At 47.2% G+C, this 22,216-nt stretch carries 18 protein-coding genes; 7 read left to right on the top strand and 11 right to left on the bottom strand.

Going from position 1 to position 22,216, the window contains the following annotated elements; translation table 11 throughout:
• Positions 1-198: 198 nt before the first annotated feature.
• From NNN64_RS19955 to galE, 7 genes are all read left to right on the top strand, one after another.
• Complete coding sequence (locus NNN64_RS19955; RefSeq protein WP_271442502.1) at positions 199-1,947, top strand: sigma-54 interaction domain-containing protein; 1,749 nt, start codon at positions 199-201, stop codon at positions 1,945-1,947.
• 322 nt (positions 1,948-2,269) lie between these two features.
• Positions 2,270-3,208: a transcriptional regulator MelR gene (melR, locus tag NNN64_RS19960; protein ID WP_137383572.1), complete on the top strand. Its 939-nt coding sequence runs from the start codon at positions 2,270-2,272 to the stop codon at positions 3,206-3,208.
• A 194-nt stretch (positions 3,209-3,402) separates the two neighbouring features.
• Complete coding sequence (nhaC, locus tag NNN64_RS19965) at positions 3,403-4,863, top strand: Na+/H+ antiporter NhaC (RefSeq protein WP_271442503.1); 1,461 nt, start codon at positions 3,403-3,405, stop codon at positions 4,861-4,863.
• A gap of 124 nt (positions 4,864-4,987) precedes the next feature.
• Positions 4,988-6,160, top strand: coding sequence for a MalY/PatB family protein (locus NNN64_RS19970; protein WP_271442504.1), 1,173 nt, complete (start codon positions 4,988-4,990; stop codon positions 6,158-6,160).
• A 155-nt stretch (positions 6,161-6,315) separates the two neighbouring features.
• Positions 6,316-6,951, top strand: coding sequence for a carbonic anhydrase (locus tag NNN64_RS19975; protein WP_005122990.1), 636 nt, complete (start codon positions 6,316-6,318; stop codon positions 6,949-6,951).
• A 153-nt stretch (positions 6,952-7,104) separates the two neighbouring features.
• The gene (locus tag NNN64_RS19980) at positions 7,105-8,043 is read left to right on the top strand and encodes a glucosamine inositolphosphorylceramide transferase family protein (RefSeq protein WP_271442505.1); all 939 of its coding nucleotides are present in this window, start codon (positions 7,105-7,107) and stop codon (positions 8,041-8,043) included.
• A 66-nt stretch (positions 8,044-8,109) separates the two neighbouring features.
• Entirely contained in the window at positions 8,110-9,126 is a 1,017-nt protein-coding gene (galE, locus tag NNN64_RS19985) for a UDP-glucose 4-epimerase GalE (RefSeq protein ID WP_271442506.1), read from the top strand.
• A gap of 47 nt (positions 9,127-9,173) precedes the next feature.
• Here the strand turns inward: galE and NNN64_RS19990 are convergent, their stop codons facing one another.
• From NNN64_RS19990 to NNN64_RS20040, 11 genes are all read right to left on the bottom strand, one after another.
• Positions 9,174-10,565, bottom strand: coding sequence for a DUF4832 domain-containing protein (locus NNN64_RS19990; RefSeq protein ID WP_271442507.1), 1,392 nt, complete (start codon positions 10,563-10,565; stop codon positions 9,174-9,176).
• Between the two features lie 30 nt (positions 10,566-10,595).
• Positions 10,596-11,003 carry a hypothetical protein gene (locus NNN64_RS19995; protein WP_101742956.1) on the bottom strand — a complete coding sequence of 136 codons (408 nt, stop codon included), beginning with the start codon at positions 11,001-11,003 and terminating at the stop codon, positions 10,596-10,598.
• A 2-nt stretch (positions 11,004-11,005) separates the two neighbouring features.
• On the bottom strand, positions 11,006-12,118 hold the full coding sequence (locus tag NNN64_RS20000; protein ID WP_271442508.1) for a glycosyltransferase family 4 protein: 1,113 nt from the start codon (positions 12,116-12,118) through the stop codon (positions 11,006-11,008).
• Between the two features lies 1 nt (position 12,119).
• Positions 12,120-13,331, bottom strand: a complete 1,212-nt coding sequence (locus tag NNN64_RS20005) for a glycosyltransferase family 4 protein (protein WP_271442509.1) — start codon at positions 13,329-13,331, stop codon at positions 12,120-12,122.
• A gap of 14 nt (positions 13,332-13,345) precedes the next feature.
• Positions 13,346-14,335, bottom strand: coding sequence for a glycosyltransferase (locus tag NNN64_RS20010; protein ID WP_271442510.1), 990 nt, complete (start codon positions 14,333-14,335; stop codon positions 13,346-13,348).
• Positions 14,325-15,710, bottom strand: coding sequence for a capsular biosynthesis protein (locus tag NNN64_RS20015; protein ID WP_271442511.1), 1,386 nt, complete (start codon positions 15,708-15,710; stop codon positions 14,325-14,327). The genes NNN64_RS20010 and NNN64_RS20015 overlap by 11 nt, the downstream gene beginning before the upstream one ends.
• The gene (locus tag NNN64_RS20020; RefSeq protein ID WP_271442512.1) at positions 15,707-16,918 is read right to left on the bottom strand and encodes a lipopolysaccharide biosynthesis protein; all 1,212 of its coding nucleotides are present in this window, start codon (positions 16,916-16,918) and stop codon (positions 15,707-15,709) included. The genes NNN64_RS20015 and NNN64_RS20020 overlap by 4 nt, the downstream gene beginning before the upstream one ends.
• Complete coding sequence (locus NNN64_RS20025) at positions 16,915-19,032, bottom strand: GumC family protein (RefSeq protein WP_271442513.1); 2,118 nt, start codon at positions 19,030-19,032, stop codon at positions 16,915-16,917. The genes NNN64_RS20020 and NNN64_RS20025 overlap by 4 nt, the downstream gene beginning before the upstream one ends.
• Before the next feature lie 2 nt (positions 19,033-19,034).
• Positions 19,035-19,592, bottom strand: coding sequence for a polysaccharide biosynthesis/export family protein (locus NNN64_RS20030; RefSeq protein WP_048212978.1), 558 nt, complete (start codon positions 19,590-19,592; stop codon positions 19,035-19,037).
• Position 19,593: 1 nt separating this feature from the next.
• Complete coding sequence (locus NNN64_RS20035) at positions 19,594-20,880, bottom strand: outer membrane beta-barrel protein (protein ID WP_271442514.1); 1,287 nt, start codon at positions 20,878-20,880, stop codon at positions 19,594-19,596.
• Positions 20,870-22,216, bottom strand: a 1,347-nt coding sequence (locus NNN64_RS20040; protein WP_271442515.1) for an undecaprenyl-phosphate glucose phosphotransferase, incomplete at its 5' end; no start/stop codon positions are given. The genes NNN64_RS20035 and NNN64_RS20040, both read right to left, overlap by 11 nt.

Genomic DNA, 22,216 nt, shown 5'->3' on the forward strand with positions numbered 1-22,216 from the left:
GGTAAAAATAGTCTGCGTTAGTTTATCGTCTGATTTTGATAAATTCTCATAAATGAGAAATAGTGTGATCACGAAGGATAAAATCAAAAAAACATACAAAAACAATGCGGTAGATTGATTTTTCGCAAATCAATTTTGCGATGATTCGCCTATTTATCATTTTCATTGAGAAATGAGACACCTTACCGGAGAAGTATCATGATTTCAGTACTGAGCAATATTCAGGATGATATATGCAATTATGCCGATGCTATTTCTGGCATTACCGGGACTGATGTAGAAATCATTGATGAATCTTTAATGCGCATTGCTGGCACCGGTAAATACCGACATATGCTCAATGAGAACGTGGCAAAAAATGGTTATATCTATCGGCATGTTTTGCAGGTCCGTGAGACGGTATTGATCAAAAACCCCGGTGAACATCCTCTATGTCAGCTGTGTGAAAAACACCATTACTGCTCTGAAATGCTGGATTTGAATGCCCCTATTTTTCTCAATAACCGTGTCATTGGGGTGATCGGTATTATTTGTTCCACGCAAATACAGCGTGACACCTTGCTTAGCCAGATCGATAAATTTGTCACCTTTATAGAGCAAATTGCCGTCATGATCTCCAGTAAGGTCTTTGAATGCCTGGAACGCTTACGCGCGCAGGAGACGCTCGGTGCCTTTCGTCGTCTGATTGATGCCATGGATCGCGGCGTTGTGGCCATTGATGGCAAGGGCCGCATCTGGCATGCCAACCATTCAGCAGATCGCATACTTAACCGTGAGGTTCAGGGGTTACCCCTGACCATTGAAACGACCGGAGACAGCTTGTATGGCGATGAGGAAGCATGGCTGACGCTTGAAGGGCAAAAACACCATGTGCTGTGTAAACAAATCTCGCTCTCGTCACTGGATAACGACCGATTAACCATGGTTATCTTTCGCGATGCGCACGACTACCTGAGCACGATTGCCCCCTCGCCATATGAGTCTGATACACAGGTACGTCTGATTGACCATTCCCCCTCAATGGAACAACTCAGAAGTACCATTGGCAAAATCGCCAACAGCTATGCCAGTGTACTGATCACCGGGGAAAGTGGTTCAGGTAAAGAGGTTGTGGCATTTGCCATTCATCAGAGCAGTCCGCGTAAAGCCGCCCCCTTCGTGACCATCAACTGCGCCGCTATCCCTGAACAACTCCTGGAAAGCGAACTGTTTGGCTACGTACGCGGCGCATTCAGCGGTGCCGATCCCAAAGGACGAGTGGGAAAGTTTGAGCTGGCCAATGGGGGTAGCCTGTTCCTCGACGAGATTGGCGATATGCCACTGCATTTGCAGGCCAAGCTGCTCAGGGTACTGCAGGAAAAAGCCATCACCCGTGTGGGGTCCAATAACACCATCAATATTGACGTGCGGATTATTGCCGCAACCAACAAAAACATCAGCGCGATGGTCGAGAATAATCAGTTTCGTGAAGATCTTTTCTATCGCCTGAACGTGGTGCCATTGGTTCTCCCTTCCCTGCGCGAACGACGGGCGGATATCGCCGTCCTGGCACAATATTTTGCCGACGAGTTTTCGCTAAGCTACCAGCGACCGCCGCAAAAACTTCCCGATGATGTTATTAACCGTCTTTATGCCTGGCACTGGCCGGGCAACATCCGTGAACTGCGCAACGTCATCGAGTACATTTTTGTCATGCGCGGAGAAGCCGCCGGGATCAACGCCAGCCATCTGCCCCCTTACCTGCTTACCGCAGCCGATGGCAGAAAAAGCACAATGATGGCGCAACCTCGCCAGCTTGCCCATCAGGGTAAACAAGCAGAAAGAGATGCCATTGAAAACGTTATACAGCGATTTGGTTCAAGCGTTGAAGGTAAGAAACAAGCCGCGACAGAGTTGGGGATCAGCATCGCCACGCTGTACCGAAAAATAAAACTGTACGGGTTATGATTTCCCCTGCGTCCGCCACGGGCAGTCAATGCCTGATGGCGCTGCGCTTATCAGGCCTACGTTTCACAGGCTTTAGTAGGCCGGATAGCGCGTCAGAGCCGCCATCCAGCAGGTACAGCAAAGTGCCTTATGGTTGAGCGCTTTTAAAATTAAACCTCGCCATTCCCGCTATCTCAGATCGGCAATCAACAGGCACAGGATCTGAGTTTTTGGGAATAATTTCGCGAAAATGGAGAGAAAACGGTGATTTTTTTCGGTTAAGCTATGTTCATGCTTTGGCGCTACCTCATGGTCAAATTCACTTTTCAGGAACCAACCCGTAATGGCTAAAAGTATTCCGCAGCTGCCGCATGATCCCCATATGTGTCGCAGCTATGAAAAAAAGACTCGTAGCCCACTGGCACTCTATTCAGAGTATCAGCGTATGGATGTCGAGCTGCGGGAGCCGCTGGCCATGACTTACAGTCACTGGCATGGGCAGGTTGAAGTGAATGTGCCATTTGATGGTGATGTTGAGTACCTGTTCAATGACGAAGTAGTACAGAGCAAGCAAGGCTTTATCACACTGTTCTGGGCGTGTACCCCCCATCAGCTCACGAATGCAGGGCACTGCAAGCAGATGGCTATCTTCAACTTGCCCATGCATTTGTTTTTGTCCTGGCCGCTGGATAGAGAGCTGATTAATCACGTGACGCACGGCAGGGTGATTACCTCGTCGGCATCCCAGCAGCTTAGCGCTTTTGAGGTTCAACGTTGGCAAAATGAGCTCAACAGCGATAACGAACAGATTCGTCAGTTAGCCATTGATGAAATCGCCCTGATGCTCAAGCGGTTTAGCCTCTCAGGCTGGCGGACAGTATTGGGAAACCAAACTGTACGGACCCAGAAGAACAGCATTTCGCGGCATTCACAATTTTACGTCAGCCAGATGCTGGAATTTATTGCCGCCAACTGTGACAAATTGCTGACCGTCGAGGCCATTGCCGATCACGTCAAACTTAACCCTAATTATGCAATGGGTATTTTTCATCGCGTAATGCAACTAACGATGAAACAATATATTACGGCGATGCGTATCAACCATGTACGGGCATTACTCAGCGACACCGATAAAACCATTCTGGATATCGCGATGATTGCGGGTTTTCGCTCCAGCAGTCGATTTTATAGCTCATTTCATAAATACGTCGGTATGCCGCCTCAGCAGTATCGCAAGCTCAGTCAGCAACGCCGAAATCATCCACCTTATGCGGAGGGATAATTGACTATAAAATCTATCTCTTATTTTACTGCTGAAATATGAACATCATAACAGCAGGCCAGAACAGATCGCCTGAAACAGTTAATAAAATAGAGTTCAATTATCAACTCACGTAACTACGCCATTCTGTAATTGATTGGCCTGTAGCAGGTATTTCTTTGGCTTGTTTAACCGTTAACGATTGGGATGGAATTATGGAACAAAAGAGCTGTACCTCACACTACAGAAAAAAACTCTCTTTCTTCTGGTCAGTATTACCGATGGTGATCATGCTGGGCGGGATTAGCATCGGATATTTTATATTCAATATTCGCGCCGAACCTATGATCCTGATGGGAACGGCAGCCGCTTCATTTATCGCCATTGCTCATGGTTATACATGGGATGATATTCTGCAATCGATTTGCAATAAAATATCAGAAGCACTGCCAGTCATTCTGATTGTCGCCAGTATCGGTTTTTTGATTGGCTCCTGGATGGTATCAGGTACCATCCCGATGATGATCTATTATGGTTTGAAGTGGATTAACCCCCAGTATTTTTATATTTCAGCCTTTATGCTGGGTGCATTAATTTCAGTGTGTACCGGCACGTCGTGGGGTTCCATTGGTACCGTCGGAATTGCCATGATTGGTGTAGCCATTGGCCTTAATGTCTCTCTACCCATCGCCGCCGGCGCCATTGTTTCAGGGTGCTGGTTTGGCGATAAACTCTCGCCTGTCTCTGATTCAACCAATATGGCGGCGCTGGCTGCCGGTGTAAATCTATACTCCCATATTGGCCATTTGCTATGGACCACCGGCCCGGGATTTATTATTTGCTGCGTGGTGTATAGCTATATGGGTATGGGCATTGATGCCTCTGCCAGTGCACCAGAAAATATCACTCATTTAATGAACGCTATCGGCCAGATTTATCAGTTCAACCTTCTGTTGTTGCTACCGCCGATTATCGTTTTGTACGGCTCACTGTCGAAAAAACCGCCTATCCCGATGCTGTTTTTGTCCACCATCGTATCAATGATTCTGGCTCTGGTTTTTCAACAATTCAGCGCATCTTCGGTCGGCGAATCCGTGGTCAGCGGCTTTAAGCTCGCGATGCTCACCGGAGATCATATTCCTGCACTGTCATCTGATGTCTCACGCTTATTAGAGCGAGGCGGCGCAATCTCTATGTTCAGCAGTTTTGTGACCGTCTTCAGCGCCTTTAGTTTTGCTGGTGCCATGAGCGCGACAGGCTCCCTGCACACGGTCATTAACGCGCTGACAAAAGGGGTTAAATCAACATTCCGCTTAGTCGCTACCACCATTGTTACGACGTTCACCATTTGCGCCTGTACCGCCAATGGAACCTTACCGTTGTTATTGTGCGGTGATGCCTTTAAAGATGAATACAAAAAACGTGGACTGGCCGCGAAGAACCTCTCGCGAACTACCGAAGATGCCGGAACCGTTGTCGAACCTATTATTCCGTGGTCTGCTTCTGGTGTTTATTGCGCCACTATGCTGGGCGTGACTACTCTTGATTACCTTCCATGGGCAATCCTCTGCTACAGCGGCGTTATTTTTGCCCTGCTATGGGCGGCAACGGGTATCGGTATTGCTAAATATGAACCTAATGAAGCTACAGAGCATATGGTTGAGCAAAAATCATAGGCTAATACGCAGATAAATATTAGCTATCACCAGGGTAAATTTAATATATCAATTAGATATACATAAACATTCTGCGCTTTTTGCGTTGCGTAAACTATTTTCAGAGACTTTCCAGGAGTTAGCAATGTCTTTGTTTGATGATCTTGTCACAAGGGATGTTAATTGCCGTAAATACGGCCAATTGCAACAAATGTACGGCACTACCGATGTATTACCGCTGTGGATTGCAGACATGGATTTTCTGACGCCAGAGCCTGTCATGAATACACTGCGTTCGGTGGTGTCGCAGCCAGTGCAAGGCTATAACCTGGATTATCCGCAATGGAAAGAGTCCGTTATCCAGTGGTACGCAAAACAGTATGATGCCGAACTTAAATCGCACTGGCTGCATTTTGTTCCCGGCGTCATAAAAACTATTGTCATGTCTTTGCTGGCACTTACCCGCACGGGAGACAATATATTAACCTGTACCCCAATATATGACCCCTACCCTAACCTGGTGAAAACCAGCGGCAGGCATTTACTCCAGACCCGTCTCATTGAAAAAGACGGTTGCTACGAATTTGACTGGCAAGATTTCAGCGAGAAACTTAAACAGTGCAAAATGTTTCTTTTTCCCTCGCCACACAATCCTGGTGGAATGGTGTGGTCACGGGAAACGCTTGAAAAAATCAGTCACTATTGCCAGCAGGCGGGTGTCATCATTCTTTCCGATGAAGTGCATAGCGATTTAACTCTGCCAGGTAAGCAACACCTGCCCTTTTTTACCCTCGATGACGCAGTAGGAAGTCAGTCAATCGTACTGACTTCTGTCAGCAAGACCTTCAACACGGCGGCGATCCAGGGAGGAATAGCCATTATAAAGAATGATGAACTGCGTCACCGGTTCTATCATTTTCTCGATAACTGTTATCTTGCAGAGACTCACTCACTGCAACAGGCAACGATTTATAGCGCCTATACCCATTGCGGTGACTGGCACCGGGAATTATTAGCTTATCTGGCTGATAACGTGGCATTTGTTAAAAGTGAAATCGAAATGCACTGTCCGTTGATCTCAATTGTCTATGGTGGCGCATCCTATCTGCTCTTTCTGAATGCTGAAAAAATGGCGCTTAACGAGACGCAGCTACGCGATTTTTTTGTCCATGAAGCCAGACTCGGCCTGTCGCCGGGGTCACAATATGGCCCAGGCGGAGAGGGGCACATGCGTCTGAACGTTGGCTGCCCGCGCGCCGTCCTGGTGGACGCAATGAACAGACTAAAAACGGCATACCAGAAACGGCAGAACATGTAACGCAGACCGCTACGCTTGCCCTGCTTCGTCAGGGCAACATTGCCCAAAGATAGTGACCGAACTGCTATAAAGTCTTTCCCTTCTGTCGGCTGGTGTTAAACTGGAAAGTGTGATCTTCATCATAACCTGCTTAAACAGAGAAAAGAGACACTGCTATGCAACATATCATTGAGGGCTTCCTCAACTTCCAAAAAGAGATTTTCCCTCAACGCAAGGAACTCTTCCGCAGCCTGGCATCCAGCCAGAATCCTAAAGCGCTTTTCATCTCCTGTTCTGACAGCCGACTGGTGCCAGAGTTAGTGACGCAGCAAGAGCCAGGACAGCTTTTCGTTATCCGTAACGCCGGTAATATCGTACCGTCTTTTGGCCCGGAACCTGGTGGCGTGTCTGCCACCATTGAGTACGCGGTCGTTGCTTTAGGCGTGACTGATATCGTTATCTGTGGTCACTCCAACTGCGGCGCGATGAAAGCCATCGCAGAAAGCCAACCCCTGGATCCGATGCCTGCTGTCGCCCACTGGTTGCACTATGCCGATGCCGCAAAAGCCGTGGTTGAAAAGAAAACCTGGGCTAACGAAATCGATAAAGTGAATGCCATGGTGGAAGAAAACGTGATTGCCCAGTTGAACAACATTAAAACGCATCCTTGCGTGGCTGTTGGTCTGCGTAACAACGCGATTCGTCTGCACGGCTGGGTCTACGACATCGAAAGCGGAGAAATTCGTACGCTGGATAAGAACAGCAAAACTTACGTTTCGCTGGCCGATAATCCACACGTCCATTTCGAGTAAATCAGCACTGGAGCACGGATGCTCTGGCAATCCTCCCACTACGATTTCTGTCAGTAGACAAACACTCCTCTTGCGACTAGCTTTTAAACTAGCCATCAGTGTGGCCGTCGTGGAACCCGCAATAGATTAAGCGATAAAAAGGAGCCGTTACGCATGCGAACGAAAAATAACAGACTGATTAATATGTTATTTTTTCATGAGTCGTGGGATATTATGATCCTAAAAAATAATGGTTCGCATACCTTTCCCACTAACACGCTGGAAATTCTGAACAACACCCGAGCCCAACAGCTCAAAAAGAAATATACCTTTCAGGCCGATCCTTTCATTATTGAAAAAGACAATAAAGTTTATGTTTTTTATGAAGCACTAAGCTTTCGTAATTCGCAAGGTATTCTGCGCTGCCGTATCCTTGATGCTAACCTGGTTGAGCTTGAGGATGTGAAACTCGATGGTTTTGATAACCTAAAATGCCATTTATCATTTCCTTTTTTATTTTACAGCAACGATCAGCTTTTCATGATCCCAGAGTCTTCAGAAAGGAAAGAGGTTATCTTATTCCAGTCGATAGCGTTCCCTACGCGCTGGAAACAGGTAAAAGTATTAGTACCGGACCAGGCGCTCACCGATAACGTCGTCGTCTCATTGCATGAAAATCTTTATCTTTTATCCACCACGATGGAAGATGAGCTAGTTATCCATACTGCCAGTGATGTAACCGGACCATGGCAAAAAATCGAGCCCACGCTTAACCTGTCGAATCAACACCCACGGGGCGCTGGCGCACCACACTGCGTTGATAATAAACTCTATTTCCTCACCCAGGAATGCACACCAGAGACGTACGGAAAGTCAGTTTATATCAAAGAGCTAATCACGCTTAACGCATCCAGCTTTGATGAGCGTTTGATTACGCAGATCAATGCCAGCATTAACCAAAGCGAGGGCGTTCACACACTCAACTTCACCGATAACTATATCGTGTATGACAGTAAGATAAGTAAATTCAGCCTATTTTCTATACTTAAAAAAATATCTTATAAATGCAGGGTGAAATACCGGAATTATTACCTTAACCGACGCCACCAATAACGTTTATTTATGCCGGTGGCATTAATGAATTAATGATAGTTTGCAAAAAATATATCTGGAGACTGTATGGCAATTCTAGTCACTGGTGGTGCTGGTTATATTGGTTCACATACCGTGCTGGCGCTTCTGGAAAGAGGTGATGATGTTGTGGTCATCGATAACCTTTCCAACTCCTCACAAACATCCCTGGACAGGGTTGCGGAACTGACTGGCAAAGCGCCCGTCGTTTATATCGCTGATGTGCTGAACAACGATGTTCTGAAAACGATTTTCTCTAACCATAACATTACCGATGTCATTCATTTTGCTGGACTAAAATCAGTTTCAGAATCAATAAAAGAGCCGCTGGCCTACTATGACAATAATGTCACCGGCACGCTGGTTTTGCTGCGTGAGATGTTAGCTGCAGGGGTGAAACACTTTATTTTCAGCTCTTCCGCCACGGTATACGGCAACCCGGAAAGCGTTCCATTAAGTGAACAATCGCCAACCGGTGGTACCACCAATCCGTATGGCACATCAAAATTCATGGTCGAGCAAATTCTGGCAGACTTTTCCCGCGCACAGCCCGATTTCCGAATCACCTGCCTACGCTACTTTAACCCAGTCGGCGCGCATCCATCGGGCAGGATTGGCGAAGATCCGAATGGTATCCCCAACAATCTGGTACCGTATATTTCTCAGGTGGCGATTGGCAAGCTGGAAAGCGTGTCGGTCTATGGAAATGACTATCCAACCCCCGACGGCACCGGTGTGCGTGATTACATCCATGTGATGGATCTGGCAACTGGTCATTTAGCGGCACTGGATTGTCAGCAAAAAGGTGCGGCATACAAAGTCATCAACCTCGGTACCGGTATCGGGTATTCCGTACTTAACCTGATCGCAGCCTTTGAGAAAGCGGCGCAAACCCGAATTAATTATAAGATTGTGGCCAGAAGGCCCGGGGATATTGCCGAATGTTGGTCAGACCCGTCGTTAGCACGAAAAGAGTTGGGATGGCAGGCCATCTACAATCTGGATGAAATGATACGCGATACCTGGAACTGGCAAAAAAACAATCCGGATGGCTATCACGTTTAATTTTCAACGACAAGGAGCCTGATTGACAGGCTCCTTACTACGGCAGGCTATTCCACCGTTACCGCGGAGACGCGATACCAACCGTTGCTCAGCTTCCCTTCATTGGCAAAGTTAATTCTTGCCGCACCGGATTTATCCACAATCGCCGCTTCAATAGCATATTTCCCTTTTGGCAGCGTCCCAGGCATCGGCATCGGGTAACTCAGTGGGTGTTTTCCGGGCAGCCAGTGACGTATATCTTCCGGGACATTCCCTTGTGCCACCACCTTATTGGCCTCATTGACCAGGCGAAATGCCAGCGTGTAGGGAAGGTAAATCGGCGCGTTCCCTTCGTTATACCAGGTGCTTGTCAGGGTCAGTTCTTGTCCACCTTCCCAGACTGACTCGTGGCTCAGAGATGCTAAGCGAAACCGATAGCCCAGTTTTGTCAGTGCCTCGTCGACAATCGGACGATACTCACGGGGCACTGTTCTCGATTTCAGGTTAATCGTACTGGTATGTTGCTTCACCGCCCAGTCAAAAATCCCCTGCACTTCCTCTCGCGTATAGTGAAAAGTATTTTTCCAGTCCTGCATGTACGAGCAGATCTCAAAACTCACTGGCGCATGTTTCCAGGCATCGTTAAATCCTGAATAGCTTTTCTGTGCGGCCTGCAGCCGTTGCGGATAATCATCCGCCATATGATTCCATGAAGCAGAAAACACGCGGAGATCGCCCAGGCAGTCCGCACGCCAGCCCGCCCCGCGCGCGACCGCATTCGCCAGACTTTGCCCACCACTCATTAACATGATTTTTGGCGTACTGGGGAAAGCAGAGAAATGCATCGTCACATAGCGGTCCAACTGCGCCGTGGTGTAGCGCTCCAGCAATGGCTTCAGCATCGGGAAGTTGCTGTTATGCCACTCTCCCCACGACCCCACCATGCCGATATCCACGAAAGCCAGGTTCTCGTTACCATCATAGCGTTTACCCATTGCGTTCAGCAGGCGCTGGCTATATTCAATAAATAGGGGATCGTCTAAATCAGGGATAAAGGTTTTTTTGTCAGGCGTCCAGGTTCCCTTTACGCCTTTTTTAATCAACCAGTCGGGAATTTGTGAACCCGTTTCCGGCTCAGCAAGCGCCATAAACCGCAGTCCGACGTTCATCGCCGGTCGATGTGCCGCGGCATACCTGAAGGCGTCATCAACCAGTGCAAAATTGTACTGGCCTTCGACAGGCTCAAGGTCACGCCAGTAAAAGCGCTCATATTCAAAGCCTGTGTCGGGATAATCCGCTAGTCCAAGCGTTTCACCGTATCCCTGATGAAAACTGGCGACCCCGATACCTGGGTTTGTCAGTGGGCCCGTCAATGCTTTGGGGGTTACGGTCGTTAATGCGGCCAATACCGTCAGCGGACAGAACAGACACAACAGCGCAGAAAACCATTTACACTTCATTGCAGTGACGCCTCCACAGGTTTGTTAACACTAGCGGTCTTTCAGGCTTAACCACCAGTCCCAAATACCCACGTGAAAATGTTGGAATACATCAATACCCAATGCGGATTTGATCATGTATAGCGTCAGTAATACGCAGCAGGTGACAAACAGCGTACCTAGCAGCAACAAAAAAGTTAGCAACATGGTCGATAAGGTCGACTCCTGACGATGCCGCTGACGTAAGTCTCTGCCGAATAAAAAAACCAGATAAAAGCGTTTACCGAAAAATGGAAAACTTCTGCGAATATCGATCCGATGCCTTGATGCCAGAGTGCTGGCGACGATCGCTTTCTCGATCCCGTCTTTTTGTTCCGGAGTCAGTCCCTCCGATATATGCTCATCAAGTTGCGCATAAAATCGTTCGATGACGGGGGGGCGATTCTGAGGACTGGTCAAAATTAACCTATATCTTTATCAATTGAGTGATAGACATTGACTGTTTTTCTGGCAATTTCCTGCCAGTCATAATTTTGCAAATAGACACGATAGTCCACGCTATTTGCGCTGGCCCAGGCAGTTAATTTCTCAGCAAGGCTGGACAATGAGCCGACCCGAAAATAGGCCTCAGACGGCAACTGCACTTCCAAATTTGCGGGAATATCGCTCACCACCGCAGGGAGGGAATACGACATCGCCTCCAGAAGCGCAATCGGTAGCCCTTCATGGTAGGAAGGCATAACGAAAAGCCTGGCCTGCGAAAACACCGCCTGAAGTTCATCTCCCCTTAAAAATCCGGTCATCACCACGCCAGGGGTATCAGCGGCAAGTTGCTTGAGTCGAATACTGTATTCCGTTGGATGATCTGCATCGCCAATGAGCACTAGCGGCTGTTGCAAACCACTTTGTTTGTACGCGGAGATCGCATCATGCATCCCCTTTTCTTCCACAAACCGTCCGACCACCACGAAATAATTTTTCGCCTCGAGTCCAAAGCGGGAAAGCGTGGCATGAAGGGTTTGATCTGACAACGGACGGGGCTTATTGACACCGTTGAAAATCAAATGCGCATCATAGCGAGCATGTTTTTTCTGAATCAGTTGGTTAATGACCTCAGAAATCACTATCACCTCATTGGCATATCTTACCGCCCAGCGTTCACCCAGCAGCAATATTTTTTTGGCGACAAATCCCCATTTTTGACGATCGTAATCAGGCCCGTGGTGGGTAAAAACCACCTTCTTACCTAACACGCGTAATAATGGGATCACCAAACCCGGCCCTATAGCATGGACATGCACAATATCAGAACGATCGACACAGGTTCTAAACGCCGCTAAAACGGAATGCACAATCGCTTCCAGTGACCGTTTTTTGGGTGCCCACAGCGCATAGGTCTCAACTTTCTTATAAGAAGATCGTTTGTAGCTAACATACGGCGAGCGGGCGATAACACAAATATCAACGTCAAACTGTTGTTTAATCGCCGGGTAAAGATTCTGGCAGTGGGTTTCCACACCGCCCAGGACATCCGGAATACCGCGAGTACCAAAAACCGTTATTTTTTTACTCATTCTATGGCCTGCTCAGAAGTTCTTTATATAGCGCCTGTAAGGTATCCATATGTTTGCTAAGCGCATATTTTTCACTCAGGCGCGCACGCCCCCGTAAGCCCATGACGCGTGCTTTATCCGGGTCATCAACCAGAGCATCCATCGCCTTCGCCAGTTCCTGCGCATTACCCGGCTCAAATAAAAGCCCTTCAATACCGTCGCGTATTTGTTCGGGGATCCCGCCAATGCGCGACCCGATCACCGGTTTCGCGAAAGACATCGCCTCCAGCACCGCCATTGAGCAGTTTTCATAACATTCAGAGGGGAGGATCACCACGCGAGCATGCTTAATGAGCGTATTGAGGGCATCCCCTTGTTGTACATAACCTAAAAACTCAGCTTCCGGGTATTTCGCCACTAACTCGTCATGCAACGGACCGTGCCCCACTATTTTCAGCGGAGCCGGGTTACGCATTTTCTGATGAGCGGCCAGCAACGTTGCCACACCCTTTTCACGGCTCAGGCGGCCGAAGTACAGTATATAACCGTCATCGACGACCTCATCGATGGGCTGGCTATCATCAACACCATTGACGATCACATCGATTCGCGATTTTGGCAACGTTCGGAGTAACACGCCGCGTAAAAAGACGCTGGGTGAAACAATCACATCCAGAGCCTGATAATTCTGGGCAATGTATTGCCAGGTTGCTTCTAACGAGAGCAGCAAGCTTTTCGAGGCAGAGCCTTCCTGACAGCGATAGCGGAAGGCATTGAAAACGGTACCGGTGATACAGGCATCACACACCTTCCCATCACGTAACATGGAGTATGCGGGACAGACAATCTTATAGTCGTGCGCCGTCAGCACCGTTTTACAACCAAAATTACGCGCCACTTTAATTAACGCCGGCGTCAACTGATGGTAAATATTATGAAAGTGAACGATATCAGGGCGTTCTTTTTGTAAAAGCGCCAGCATTTTTTTGCAGGCCTGGGTGTTATGAATAAAGTTAACCGCGGTTTTGATACCCCCCAACAGATTACTCTCTTTATGGTAATCGACATTGCTGACGAAATAATCCGCATAATCAGAGGGGAAATTTTTCTCATGCTGCATGGAAAAATCAATGACCTGGACACCAGCCTGTTTCAGCATGTCGCGTTCTTGAAAATAAACCGTTTCCGCGCCGCCTTTGATGAAAAAAAACTTGTTAACTAATAATACTTTCATGGCGCCTGCCCCGGTTATTCATGAATGATTTTACTGTTGGGCGGAGTCAGCGGATCGCGTACCGGATAAAAAATACCTTTGATCAGCCCCGCTGAGCGTACGATTAAATTAATAACGCTTTGCAGCCCATCTGTTAACGAGCGATTTTGCACAATCTTCAACAAGGCAAATGCCAGTAATGGGAGAAGCGCAACGGCAAACACGTTGATATTAAAGGTGAGCAGTGCAACAAATAAGAGAATAAGGTAGAGCGCAAATACCGCCTCATTCTTCACGATGTTGAATGACTGGGAAAACCAGGGTTTCCCCCAACTACAACGCAAAAGCTCACCCGGAGCCTGGTAATAACCGCTGGTCCAGCGGCGCGCCAGCATCTTAAACGTCGGCAGCGTATGTGACGTATGACTGAAGTAAGGAATATCCAGACGCCGCAGTTTATAGCCCGCTTCGATTAAACGCAGACCCAGCTCAGCCTCTTCATACGCGTGCAAATTACGGTTGGTCAGATAACCAATTTTTTCAATTGCCGACCGACGATACAGTCCACCGCCCCCCAGATGATCGCTATCGCCAAGAGGATAGATTTTATTGATCCGCTGCTTACGAGACTTAAATTCATAGTTAACGGCATCATCCATTTCGACGGTACCGGCCACCCCGGCATAGTTTGGTTCTGCCTGCAAAAAGGCAATAGCCTGGTCAATGAAGCCATCTTCCAGCTCCATATCTCCATCCATCAGTAATAAATATTCCCCTTCGCTGTACAGATAACCCAACTGATGGCCCACTCCACAACAGCGATCGCCAGGATCGGTGAGTGACACTACCGTGACGCCCTTATTGGCAGCCAACTGCTGGGTGTTATCTGTCGACAAACTGTCAGCCACGATAATCTTATGCGGATACCCGACCAACTGACGCCGAATGCTGTCGATCGTTTTCTCAATGCCTTTAGATTCGTTGAGCGTTTTAATACTCACTGAAATAAATGGTTTATTGTCCATACCATCCCCCTGCACTGCGCAGTACGGTTCGACGAATCACTAAGCTCGCCCCCAGCGATAAATAGAACAGGAACTGTAACATCGGCGTAATCATCAATATCTGACTGTAAGGTAAACTGATTAAACAACTGATAGCGAAAGCGTTAAATGCTGGCGCAAAGCTCAGTAACTGCAGATCCTGTTTATCCAACTGTTCCAGCATCAATACTGGTTTTGGCTGGCACACTTTCAGAATATAAATAAACAAGCCAATAAACAGCAGCGTGCCAATAATGCCAACTTCCCACAGCAGCATACTCAGAGCAGTCGAGTCTAAAATCAGGTTATAGATAATGTTCAAAAACCCAGGGGAGACCGTACTACCACTGTTTGTAGCATTAAGCCCATAGCCAAATAATGTGCCCGACAGTCCCCATAGATCGTTATTTTTTAACCAGAACAGAAACGTTGTGAAACGCCCCAACTCTCCGGTCGACATGATGTAGTTCGGATCAAAGATATAGCTCAATGAATCAATAAAAATGCTTAATGGGCCTTTCGTCGGATCGCTGCCAAAAGCGGAAGAGTAGTACCAGGCCAGTATCATAATCGACAGGCCGATGAGCACCAGCATTCCTGCCACAATGACGAATAACGTCTTCAGGTTTACCTTACTGACATCTTTAACATAGCTCGGCGATATCCACACCCATGCCAGAAATATCGGTGACAGCAGGATGACAAACTTGACCTCACCAATGATGCATAACCCTATTCCAAGGATGATATGCAGCGCTGCGGATTTAAACGTCGTAAGCCCGTGCTTATATTCAGAGAGTTTCAGCAACATAATTAACAGGCAAAATAACCCCATCGCCGCCGTATTGCCGCCACCCATCGGGTCTCCGCCGAATGTGCCTACCACGGAGTCCCATTTTTCATCTTCCCCGCGCACAGCCACACGCTGAGGAACAACCAGCAAAACCTGATAAATCATCACCGGAATTTGCGCATAAAACACCCAGTACAGATAGCGCGTCGCCCGATATATCTGCGATTCACGGCAGAAACCCAACAGCAAACAAACCATCACCAGCGATAACGCGATTTCGTTTTTGAAGGCCACAATTGCCACGGTGACCCCGCCCTGAATCAGGGTCGATGTTCCCGCCAGCACCAGAAAGGAAAAATACAGCGCAAGGATAATGGTTTCCTGTGCATCCAGACGCAGCGCCCCGTCTCGCGTCTGCATCACCAGTAATCCCACCATCAGTAATGTCAGGAAAAACGGGATCCACAACACGGATTGCATGCCGGTGAAATACTGCACCAGACCACACAGGATCAGCGTTATAAAAGTGTAGACCTGTAAATAATTTCCGGTATTCAGTGTCATGGCGTCACCGGCTTGTTTTTCAGGAGATTGGCCCGCTTGTTCATTTTCAGGTAAATGAACGCATAGCGAATAAATGTCAGTGAAGAGAACAATATTACTGACGCCGCATAATCATGGTAAAAATAGGGAACGACCACAAACGCCAGAAGCACAATCGCCAACTGTTCAAGTTGGATACGCAGAAAATAGCGGTGCGAGCCAAAAATAAGCTCAATCACCGTTAAAGGACTTATCGCCAGCGCCGGGAACAAATAGGGCAGCATGTAGCGCGACGTCTCAATGGAGTTAATCCAGTCTTCGCTAAAACCCAGTCGCATCACAATGGGATAGAAAATAAAGACACCTAAGGTACAGACAACCCCCAGCACTAACAGCAGCATACGTACCTTCGTATACTCCTGATAATTGAAGGTGTTATTTCTGAAGTCGATGGACCATTTAGAAAAAATGGTATTGCGTACCGCGTTGCCGATAATCACTACCGGTGCCAGACAGAACCGGCTTACAACGGAAAAATACCCCGCCGTCAGCGCCGAAAACCAGAAGTTAATCAGCATAATAGGCAAGTTACTGCTCGCCATTGCCAGCACCTCAGCGCTACCGACTTTAGTGATGTGATGAATATTCTGTTTAAAAAATCGCAAATTACTTGCCGGGCGCAAATGCTGCGACGTCACCGAGCGAATATCAAACGAATGTAAAATACAGCTAGTGGTCAGCAGTATCATGGCGCAGGCCCATGACCAGTAAAATGTCTGTACCTGGTGCGTGAGCAGTACCGAGAGCACCACCACCACAGAGACAGAAATACGCTGAAAGATCAGAAAATAAAAGTTGGCTGTCCGCAGCGATAAGTTTTCCGATATTAACGCCCACGCCGTTGAAAGCGTCAGCAAATAGAGAAACAGTATGTTCTGGTGAAACAACCACGCGGTCAGGACGGCATACGGTAATGCAATGAGTGCACTTTGCAGCAAACAGAACACTACATTTTGCGCCAGCTCGTCATCCTGCTGTTTGGGAATCAAAAGCTGGGAGGCAAAGGTACATACCTGTGCCCCCACCACCGCGATACTGTAGTTGAGCGCATACAGCCCAACCTCTGCCATATCGTACTTATGTGAGATCAACCAGATAGACAGCGCACCAATCAGCTGCGAAACGACTGATGAACTGGCTATCGTAGAAGCGCTCTTCAGTAAACTCATACACGACCTGGCGTAGTCATCAGTTGGTCAGTATTGAAGTTCAATGAGCGCAACCCTTCCTGCGTTTCAAGGTTTTTTTCCTCTACCGCATTCAACACAGCGCCAATCACCACGCCCTGATTATCCTCAATTTTATCCAGCGCGCCGGCGATATTCTCCGCAGAACCGGTCCCGGCTTTCACGATAAAGATAACCCCATCAACGGCTCGTTTGATCAGTTGGATATCCTGACTCTGATTCACCGCTGCAACGTCAATAATAATGCGTTGATACTGCGACTTCAGTTCGCGCATCACGGGTTCAACGTGCTCTGACGACAGCATCAGTAAAGAGGAAATGGTCGTCTTACCGTGGGGGATGAAATCAAGATTTTCAGCGATCTTAACCCGTGCTTTTTCTAGCGGAGCCTCACCCCGCAACAGCTCCGCCACACCCGCAGACGTCGCCGATGCCAGTTCAGAAGACAGGCCGTTGGTATTGAAGAAATCTGCATCAATAAGCAACGTTTTCTGATCGAAGCTGAATGAGCTGGCCAACAGATTCGCCAACAGGGAACGCCCTTCCCCCTGCTCCGCCGAAGCAATAGCGACCGTTTGCAGCGGCCGGTTATCCAGCATAATTCGGGTGCGAATACCGTGGATGATATCGGCATTCAGCGGGTTCTTCAGTATCATATCCCGCACCTGTGCGCGACCCGAAGTACCGGTAAATCGACGAATTTCGCCCAATGGCTCGACATTGAGACGTTTCTTCAGACGGCTCAGGGTGCTAATTGAATTATCCATTGCCGCTTTGACGATGAAATACATGATGCTGAATACCACAACCAACATCACCACCATCACGAGCAACAGCGATTTATTCGGCTTAGACGGCTTTAACGGAGGAACGGCGGGATCATACAGCACCGCATCCGCATTAACCCCGGACAGCGACAATTCCTGAGTCCGCTGATAAAGCGTCTTATACAGATCTTCCATTTTATCTAACGCCAATTTTTGGCTGTTATAGGCATCCCGTTTTGATGCCATCTTCTGGAAGATCTCTTTTTGCTCAGCAACCTGCTGCTGGTAATTCTTTTCGTCGGCCAGTGCAGCCAAATACTGCTGACGTAAGCCAAGTTTTAGCTCACCCAGCACCCGACCCGTTTGATTTTGGATTGATTGCACATCGGCTTCTGCTTTTAAAATATTGGCACTTTTAGGGCCATACACTTTGCGCAGTTCCGACAATGTGCGCTGCGCCTGAATCAGCGCAATGCGTAAATCCTGAATCTGCGCATGGTCAGAAACTGATGGCAGCGAAATGATATCGCCTGAAGATTTCCCTCGGCTATTGACTTCATTGTAAACAGACTCCGCAGCGACACGGCGTTGGGTCGCATCGGCAAGACGGTTGGTCACAATGCTTAACTGCTCTGTTTCAAAACCATCAATACCACGGAAGGTCAGCAGTCCAGAGTTTTTCAGGTAGCTATCCATTTCCTCTTTTTGTTTCGCTATCGATTTCTGAATCTCTTCCATTTTTTCAAAGTTGAGATTGCGAGCCTGCTCGGCTTTCAGACGCTTTTGTTCTACCGTGTAGTTGATAAAAGCCTGAGCGACGCCATTGGCTATCTCAGCTGAAAGTTGAGGCGAGGAAGATTCATAAGAAATAGAGGCCAGATTAGTGGTACGGATACCGATGACCTTCAGGTCTTTCGACAATGTTTTCAGCGCTTGATCAACCCTCAGTTGCTGATCTTCACTGCCCGAGCCGGGCTTCATCCCGGTAAAATCCGGGTTTTCATCCAGCTTCAGATCGCGGACCGCCTGCTCGAGGATAATGCGAGACTGCATCAATGCATACTGTGTTTCGTAGTAACCACTCCGCGTTGAATCAAAACCATCAACCTGGGGAAAGGGCGACACATTATCAGCTTGAGCCTTAATCAACACCGTGGCAGTCGAAACATATTTGGATGACATCATGCTGATTAATGGATACGCGACAACCCCGGCAATAATGCCGGCCAGCGCGATTTTCCAGGCGTTCTTTTTCAGTTCTTTGGCAAAGCGGGAGAAATCGACGGAGTTTTCTCGTTGCTTGCCATTTTCCACTATAGATAGTTTCATCGTTAGAAGAACCCCATGCCAATAATCACGACATCCCCAGGACGAACAGAGTGCGTTAAATCAACATTCTCAAGTAGCTGGTTGCTACCGGAGAGGCGAATGTTGATATCTTTGCGATCTGCACGGTCAGTAAATCCACCCGCCTGAGCAATCGCTTTCTCTACCGTAAGTCCCGGCTCCCAGGCGAATCCATTCGGGCTTTTCACTTCCCCTGACACGTAGAATTTGCGGAACTCGGCAAGACTCACTGTCACCATGGGATTAACCATATACCCATTGCGCAAGCGTTGAGTTAATTCAATATTCACCTGTTCTGGTGTTTTATCTTTTAAACCCAACACGCCGATATAAGGGAAGTTTATTGTTCCACTCTTATCCACGATAAATTTCATCGTCATCTCGGGCTCCCCGTAAACAACGATATTGACAGTATCCCCCGCCCCAATTCGGTAATCCTCTGCCACCGCAGCAGGATCGTCCATTAATGGTGGCCTGGACGTTGTGCATCCGACCAACAGGATACTGAATAGCAAAAACGCGCACAGTTCTATTATTTTCATTTTAGATCTGAACCTTAGCTTTAAGCATAATCATAGAATTATCATAACCCAACGTTCTAATGACTTCCTGACTGTCATTGGGACCGATATAAAACGAATCAGTATCCTTATTCGAATTCAAGGTATCTAATTGATATTTAATCTCAAAATTGACAGACGGCGTGTAGTCATAGCTCATGGTTACGCTAAATACACCATTTTTATCATGTCGATCCTTGTTCTGTTTTTTATAGTCTTCCGTGGTGTATGAGTAGTCCAGCAAAGTAGAAAAACGATTACCCAGCCAGAAATGCTGGTAAGAAATCCCATACTCAGTCACTAAAATATACCCCCCAACTTCCGAGGGGTCTTTAATGCTTTGAGCAGAGTGGGCAGTGAAGACTGACTGATTTAACGGCTTCCACTCCCCCTTTATATCCCAGTTTAGACCATTAAAATCACTCGAGTTTGCGGCATTTTCAAATGTTTTGTACAGCCACGAAATATTCATGTCGACGTTGGTTTTCCCCGTCAACTGCGATTTCAGACCGTAAAGCAAATAGTATTCATTACTGTCTTTTTCTGAGTTGTTATCATAGTGACGCTGATTAGTAATAAAACTATAGCGAAAGCGCGTTCTGGATGTGTATTGGTCAAAAACTTCAGCAACCAGACTATTTTCATGCCATTCCTGCTGCTGAATATAATTGTAAAAATCCGGGCTGGTATCCTGCACATCCGAGGTATTCCCGAACGTCAGTTTTTTATATAACAGTGCCAGTTCCGCTTTGCCGCGACCATCTGGTGCACCATAGCTATAGCGCAACTCACTGTTGATAAAATTATTCGTCAGCGGAGAGTTAATTCCATACTGGCGGAACTGGCTCGGCAAAAAACCCTCAGTGATATCGCGACCGCGAGATTCATGTCCAATTGAATCTTCCAGATTCAGGGTTAAGCCGTGCATTTGCCCATAACGCCAGGCACCGTTAAAACGGAAAAAATGGTCGTTATAGTTATCGGCAGAATTGCTTGAGTAGTTACGATAATCACCTGAATACATTAGCAAATATTTATCCTGACCGCGCTCACCGATCATACTAAACACAGGTGCCGCGCTCTGGAAAGCTGAACCTATCGCATCGCGGTTATGGGGTTGATAAGTCACGTTATCATCATAACCGTAATCCACAGCAACTTTGCCCTGGAAGTCGATCCCCGCAAAGCCAATGTGTGATTTCGGCGTTAGATCAGCCCATGCGGACTGCGATATCACGATTCCGGTAATAACTATTAATTTAGTATGCATTCTTACCGACAAATCCTTTGAAAATAGTTTTAATAATAATTTTTATATCCAGCCATAACGACCAGTTTTGAATATATTCGATATCATACTGAACGCGCTTTTCCATCTTATAAAGTGCATCGATTTCCCCACGGAAACCGTTAATCTGCGCAAGCCCGGTGATCCCCGGCTTAACTTTATGGCGGATCATGTAATTTTCGACCTGTTTACGGTACTGTTCGTTGTGCGTAACCGCATGGGGTCTGGGACCGACAATAGACATACTTCCCTGCAACACATTAATGAATTGCGGGAGTTCATCCAGAGAAGTGCGTCGCAAGAAACTACCAAATTTTGTCACGCGTGGATCATTTTTGGTGGCCTGGATAACCGTATCGGAATTCTCCATAACTCGCATCGAGCGAAACTTCCATACCTTAATTTTTTGTCCACTCAGGCCGTATCGATCTTGTTTGAAAAACACCGGGCCACGGGAGGTCAGTTTAATACCAATAGCAATCGCTAACATCAATGAGGAGATCATCACCATAATGATGCTACCGAGAATCAGGTCTTCCGCACGTTTAATAAATGAACCGGCCCCTTCAAACGGTGAGCTAAAGATGCCAATGGTTTGCAGATTGTGGATCGAGCGCAGCTTGGACATATTGTTACTGTAGGTATAAAAATCAGGAACAATATAGGTATCTACCGTGGTATCTGACATCATGGCCAAAAAGTGACGAATACGATGTAATGCCACCATCGGTAATGCGATATAGATCTCGTCGATATTCCCTTGCTTAGCCTCTTCAACCAGATTGATGACCGGGCCGCGAAAGGGACTTTTTATCTTATCCACGATATCACCACAGCGGGACAACGCGCGTTCGTCATAAAAAGCCAAATCTAATTTGATATTGGAGTATTCAGCTATCAACGCATTTTCAGCTGCCACACCGTTGTCGGTAAGACCAATAATCGCCACACGAATGCTTTTTTTCGTTGAATATTTAAAAATGAAAAAACGAATAAAATAAAGAAAAGGTAAAGGAATGAAATACCAATAAACAATAGGGGATAAAAAAGACGGTGTCAGACTTGCCAGGTATCCAAGTGACTCCGGTTCGGCCACCGTCATGCTGATCACTTCGTTGAACGATATCGCCAACAGTGTACAAAAAAGCAGCCGTTTTTGGTTACGTATGCCGATGGTTTTTATCTTCTGCTGATACATTTTTGTGTATTCAGCAAGCAGCAGGAAAAACACTGAGAAGAGGATGCTTAGAATGACAATGGTCTTAAACGGCACCATATCTAACAGATGGGCGCTAAAAATTAACGTAATATTAATTAC

The organism is Citrobacter sp. Igbk 14 (assembly GCF_028069825.1).
Lineage (GTDB): Bacteria > Pseudomonadota > Gammaproteobacteria > Enterobacterales > Enterobacteriaceae > Citrobacter.

Bases quoted from the DNA above. Each gene is read 5' to 3' on its own strand.
- NNN64_RS19955 (WP_271442502.1), top strand. From the start codon at position 199: ATGATTTCAGTACTGAGCAATATTCAGGATGATATATGCAATTATGCC.
- melR (WP_137383572.1), top strand. From the start codon at position 2,270: ATGGCTAAAAGTATTCCGCAGCTGCCGCATGATCCCCATATGTGTCGC.
- nhaC (WP_271442503.1), top strand. From the start codon at position 3,403: ATGGAACAAAAGAGCTGTACCTCACACTACAGAAAAAAACTCTCTTTC.
- NNN64_RS19970 (WP_271442504.1), top strand. From the start codon at position 4,988: ATGTCTTTGTTTGATGATCTTGTCACAAGGGATGTTAATTGCCGTAAA.
- NNN64_RS19975 (WP_005122990.1), top strand. From the start codon at position 6,316: ATGCAACATATCATTGAGGGCTTCCTCAACTTCCAAAAAGAGATTTTC.
- NNN64_RS19980 (WP_271442505.1), top strand. From the start codon at position 7,105: ATGCGAACGAAAAATAACAGACTGATTAATATGTTATTTTTTCATGAG.
- galE (WP_271442506.1), top strand. From the start codon at position 8,110: ATGGCAATTCTAGTCACTGGTGGTGCTGGTTATATTGGTTCACATACC.
- NNN64_RS19990 (WP_271442507.1), bottom strand. From the start codon at position 10,565: ATGAAGTGTAAATGGTTTTCTGCGCTGTTGTGTCTGTTCTGTCCGCTG.
- NNN64_RS20000 (WP_271442508.1), bottom strand. From the start codon at position 12,118: ATGAGTAAAAAAATAACGGTTTTTGGTACTCGCGGTATTCCGGATGTC.
- NNN64_RS20005 (WP_271442509.1), bottom strand. From the start codon at position 13,331: ATGAAAGTATTATTAGTTAACAAGTTTTTTTTCATCAAAGGCGGCGCG.
- NNN64_RS20010 (WP_271442510.1), bottom strand. From the start codon at position 14,335: ATGGACAATAAACCATTTATTTCAGTGAGTATTAAAACGCTCAACGAA.
- NNN64_RS20015 (WP_271442511.1), bottom strand. From the start codon at position 15,710: ATGACACTGAATACCGGAAATTATTTACAGGTCTACACTTTTATAACG.
- NNN64_RS20020 (WP_271442512.1), bottom strand. From the start codon at position 16,918: ATGAGTTTACTGAAGAGCGCTTCTACGATAGCCAGTTCATCAGTCGTT.
- NNN64_RS20025 (WP_271442513.1), bottom strand. From the start codon at position 19,032: ATGAAACTATCTATAGTGGAAAATGGCAAGCAACGAGAAAACTCCGTC.
- NNN64_RS20030 (WP_048212978.1), bottom strand. From the start codon at position 19,592: ATGAAAATAATAGAACTGTGCGCGTTTTTGCTATTCAGTATCCTGTTG.
- NNN64_RS20035 (WP_271442514.1), bottom strand. From the start codon at position 20,880: ATGCATACTAAATTAATAGTTATTACCGGAATCGTGATATCGCAGTCC.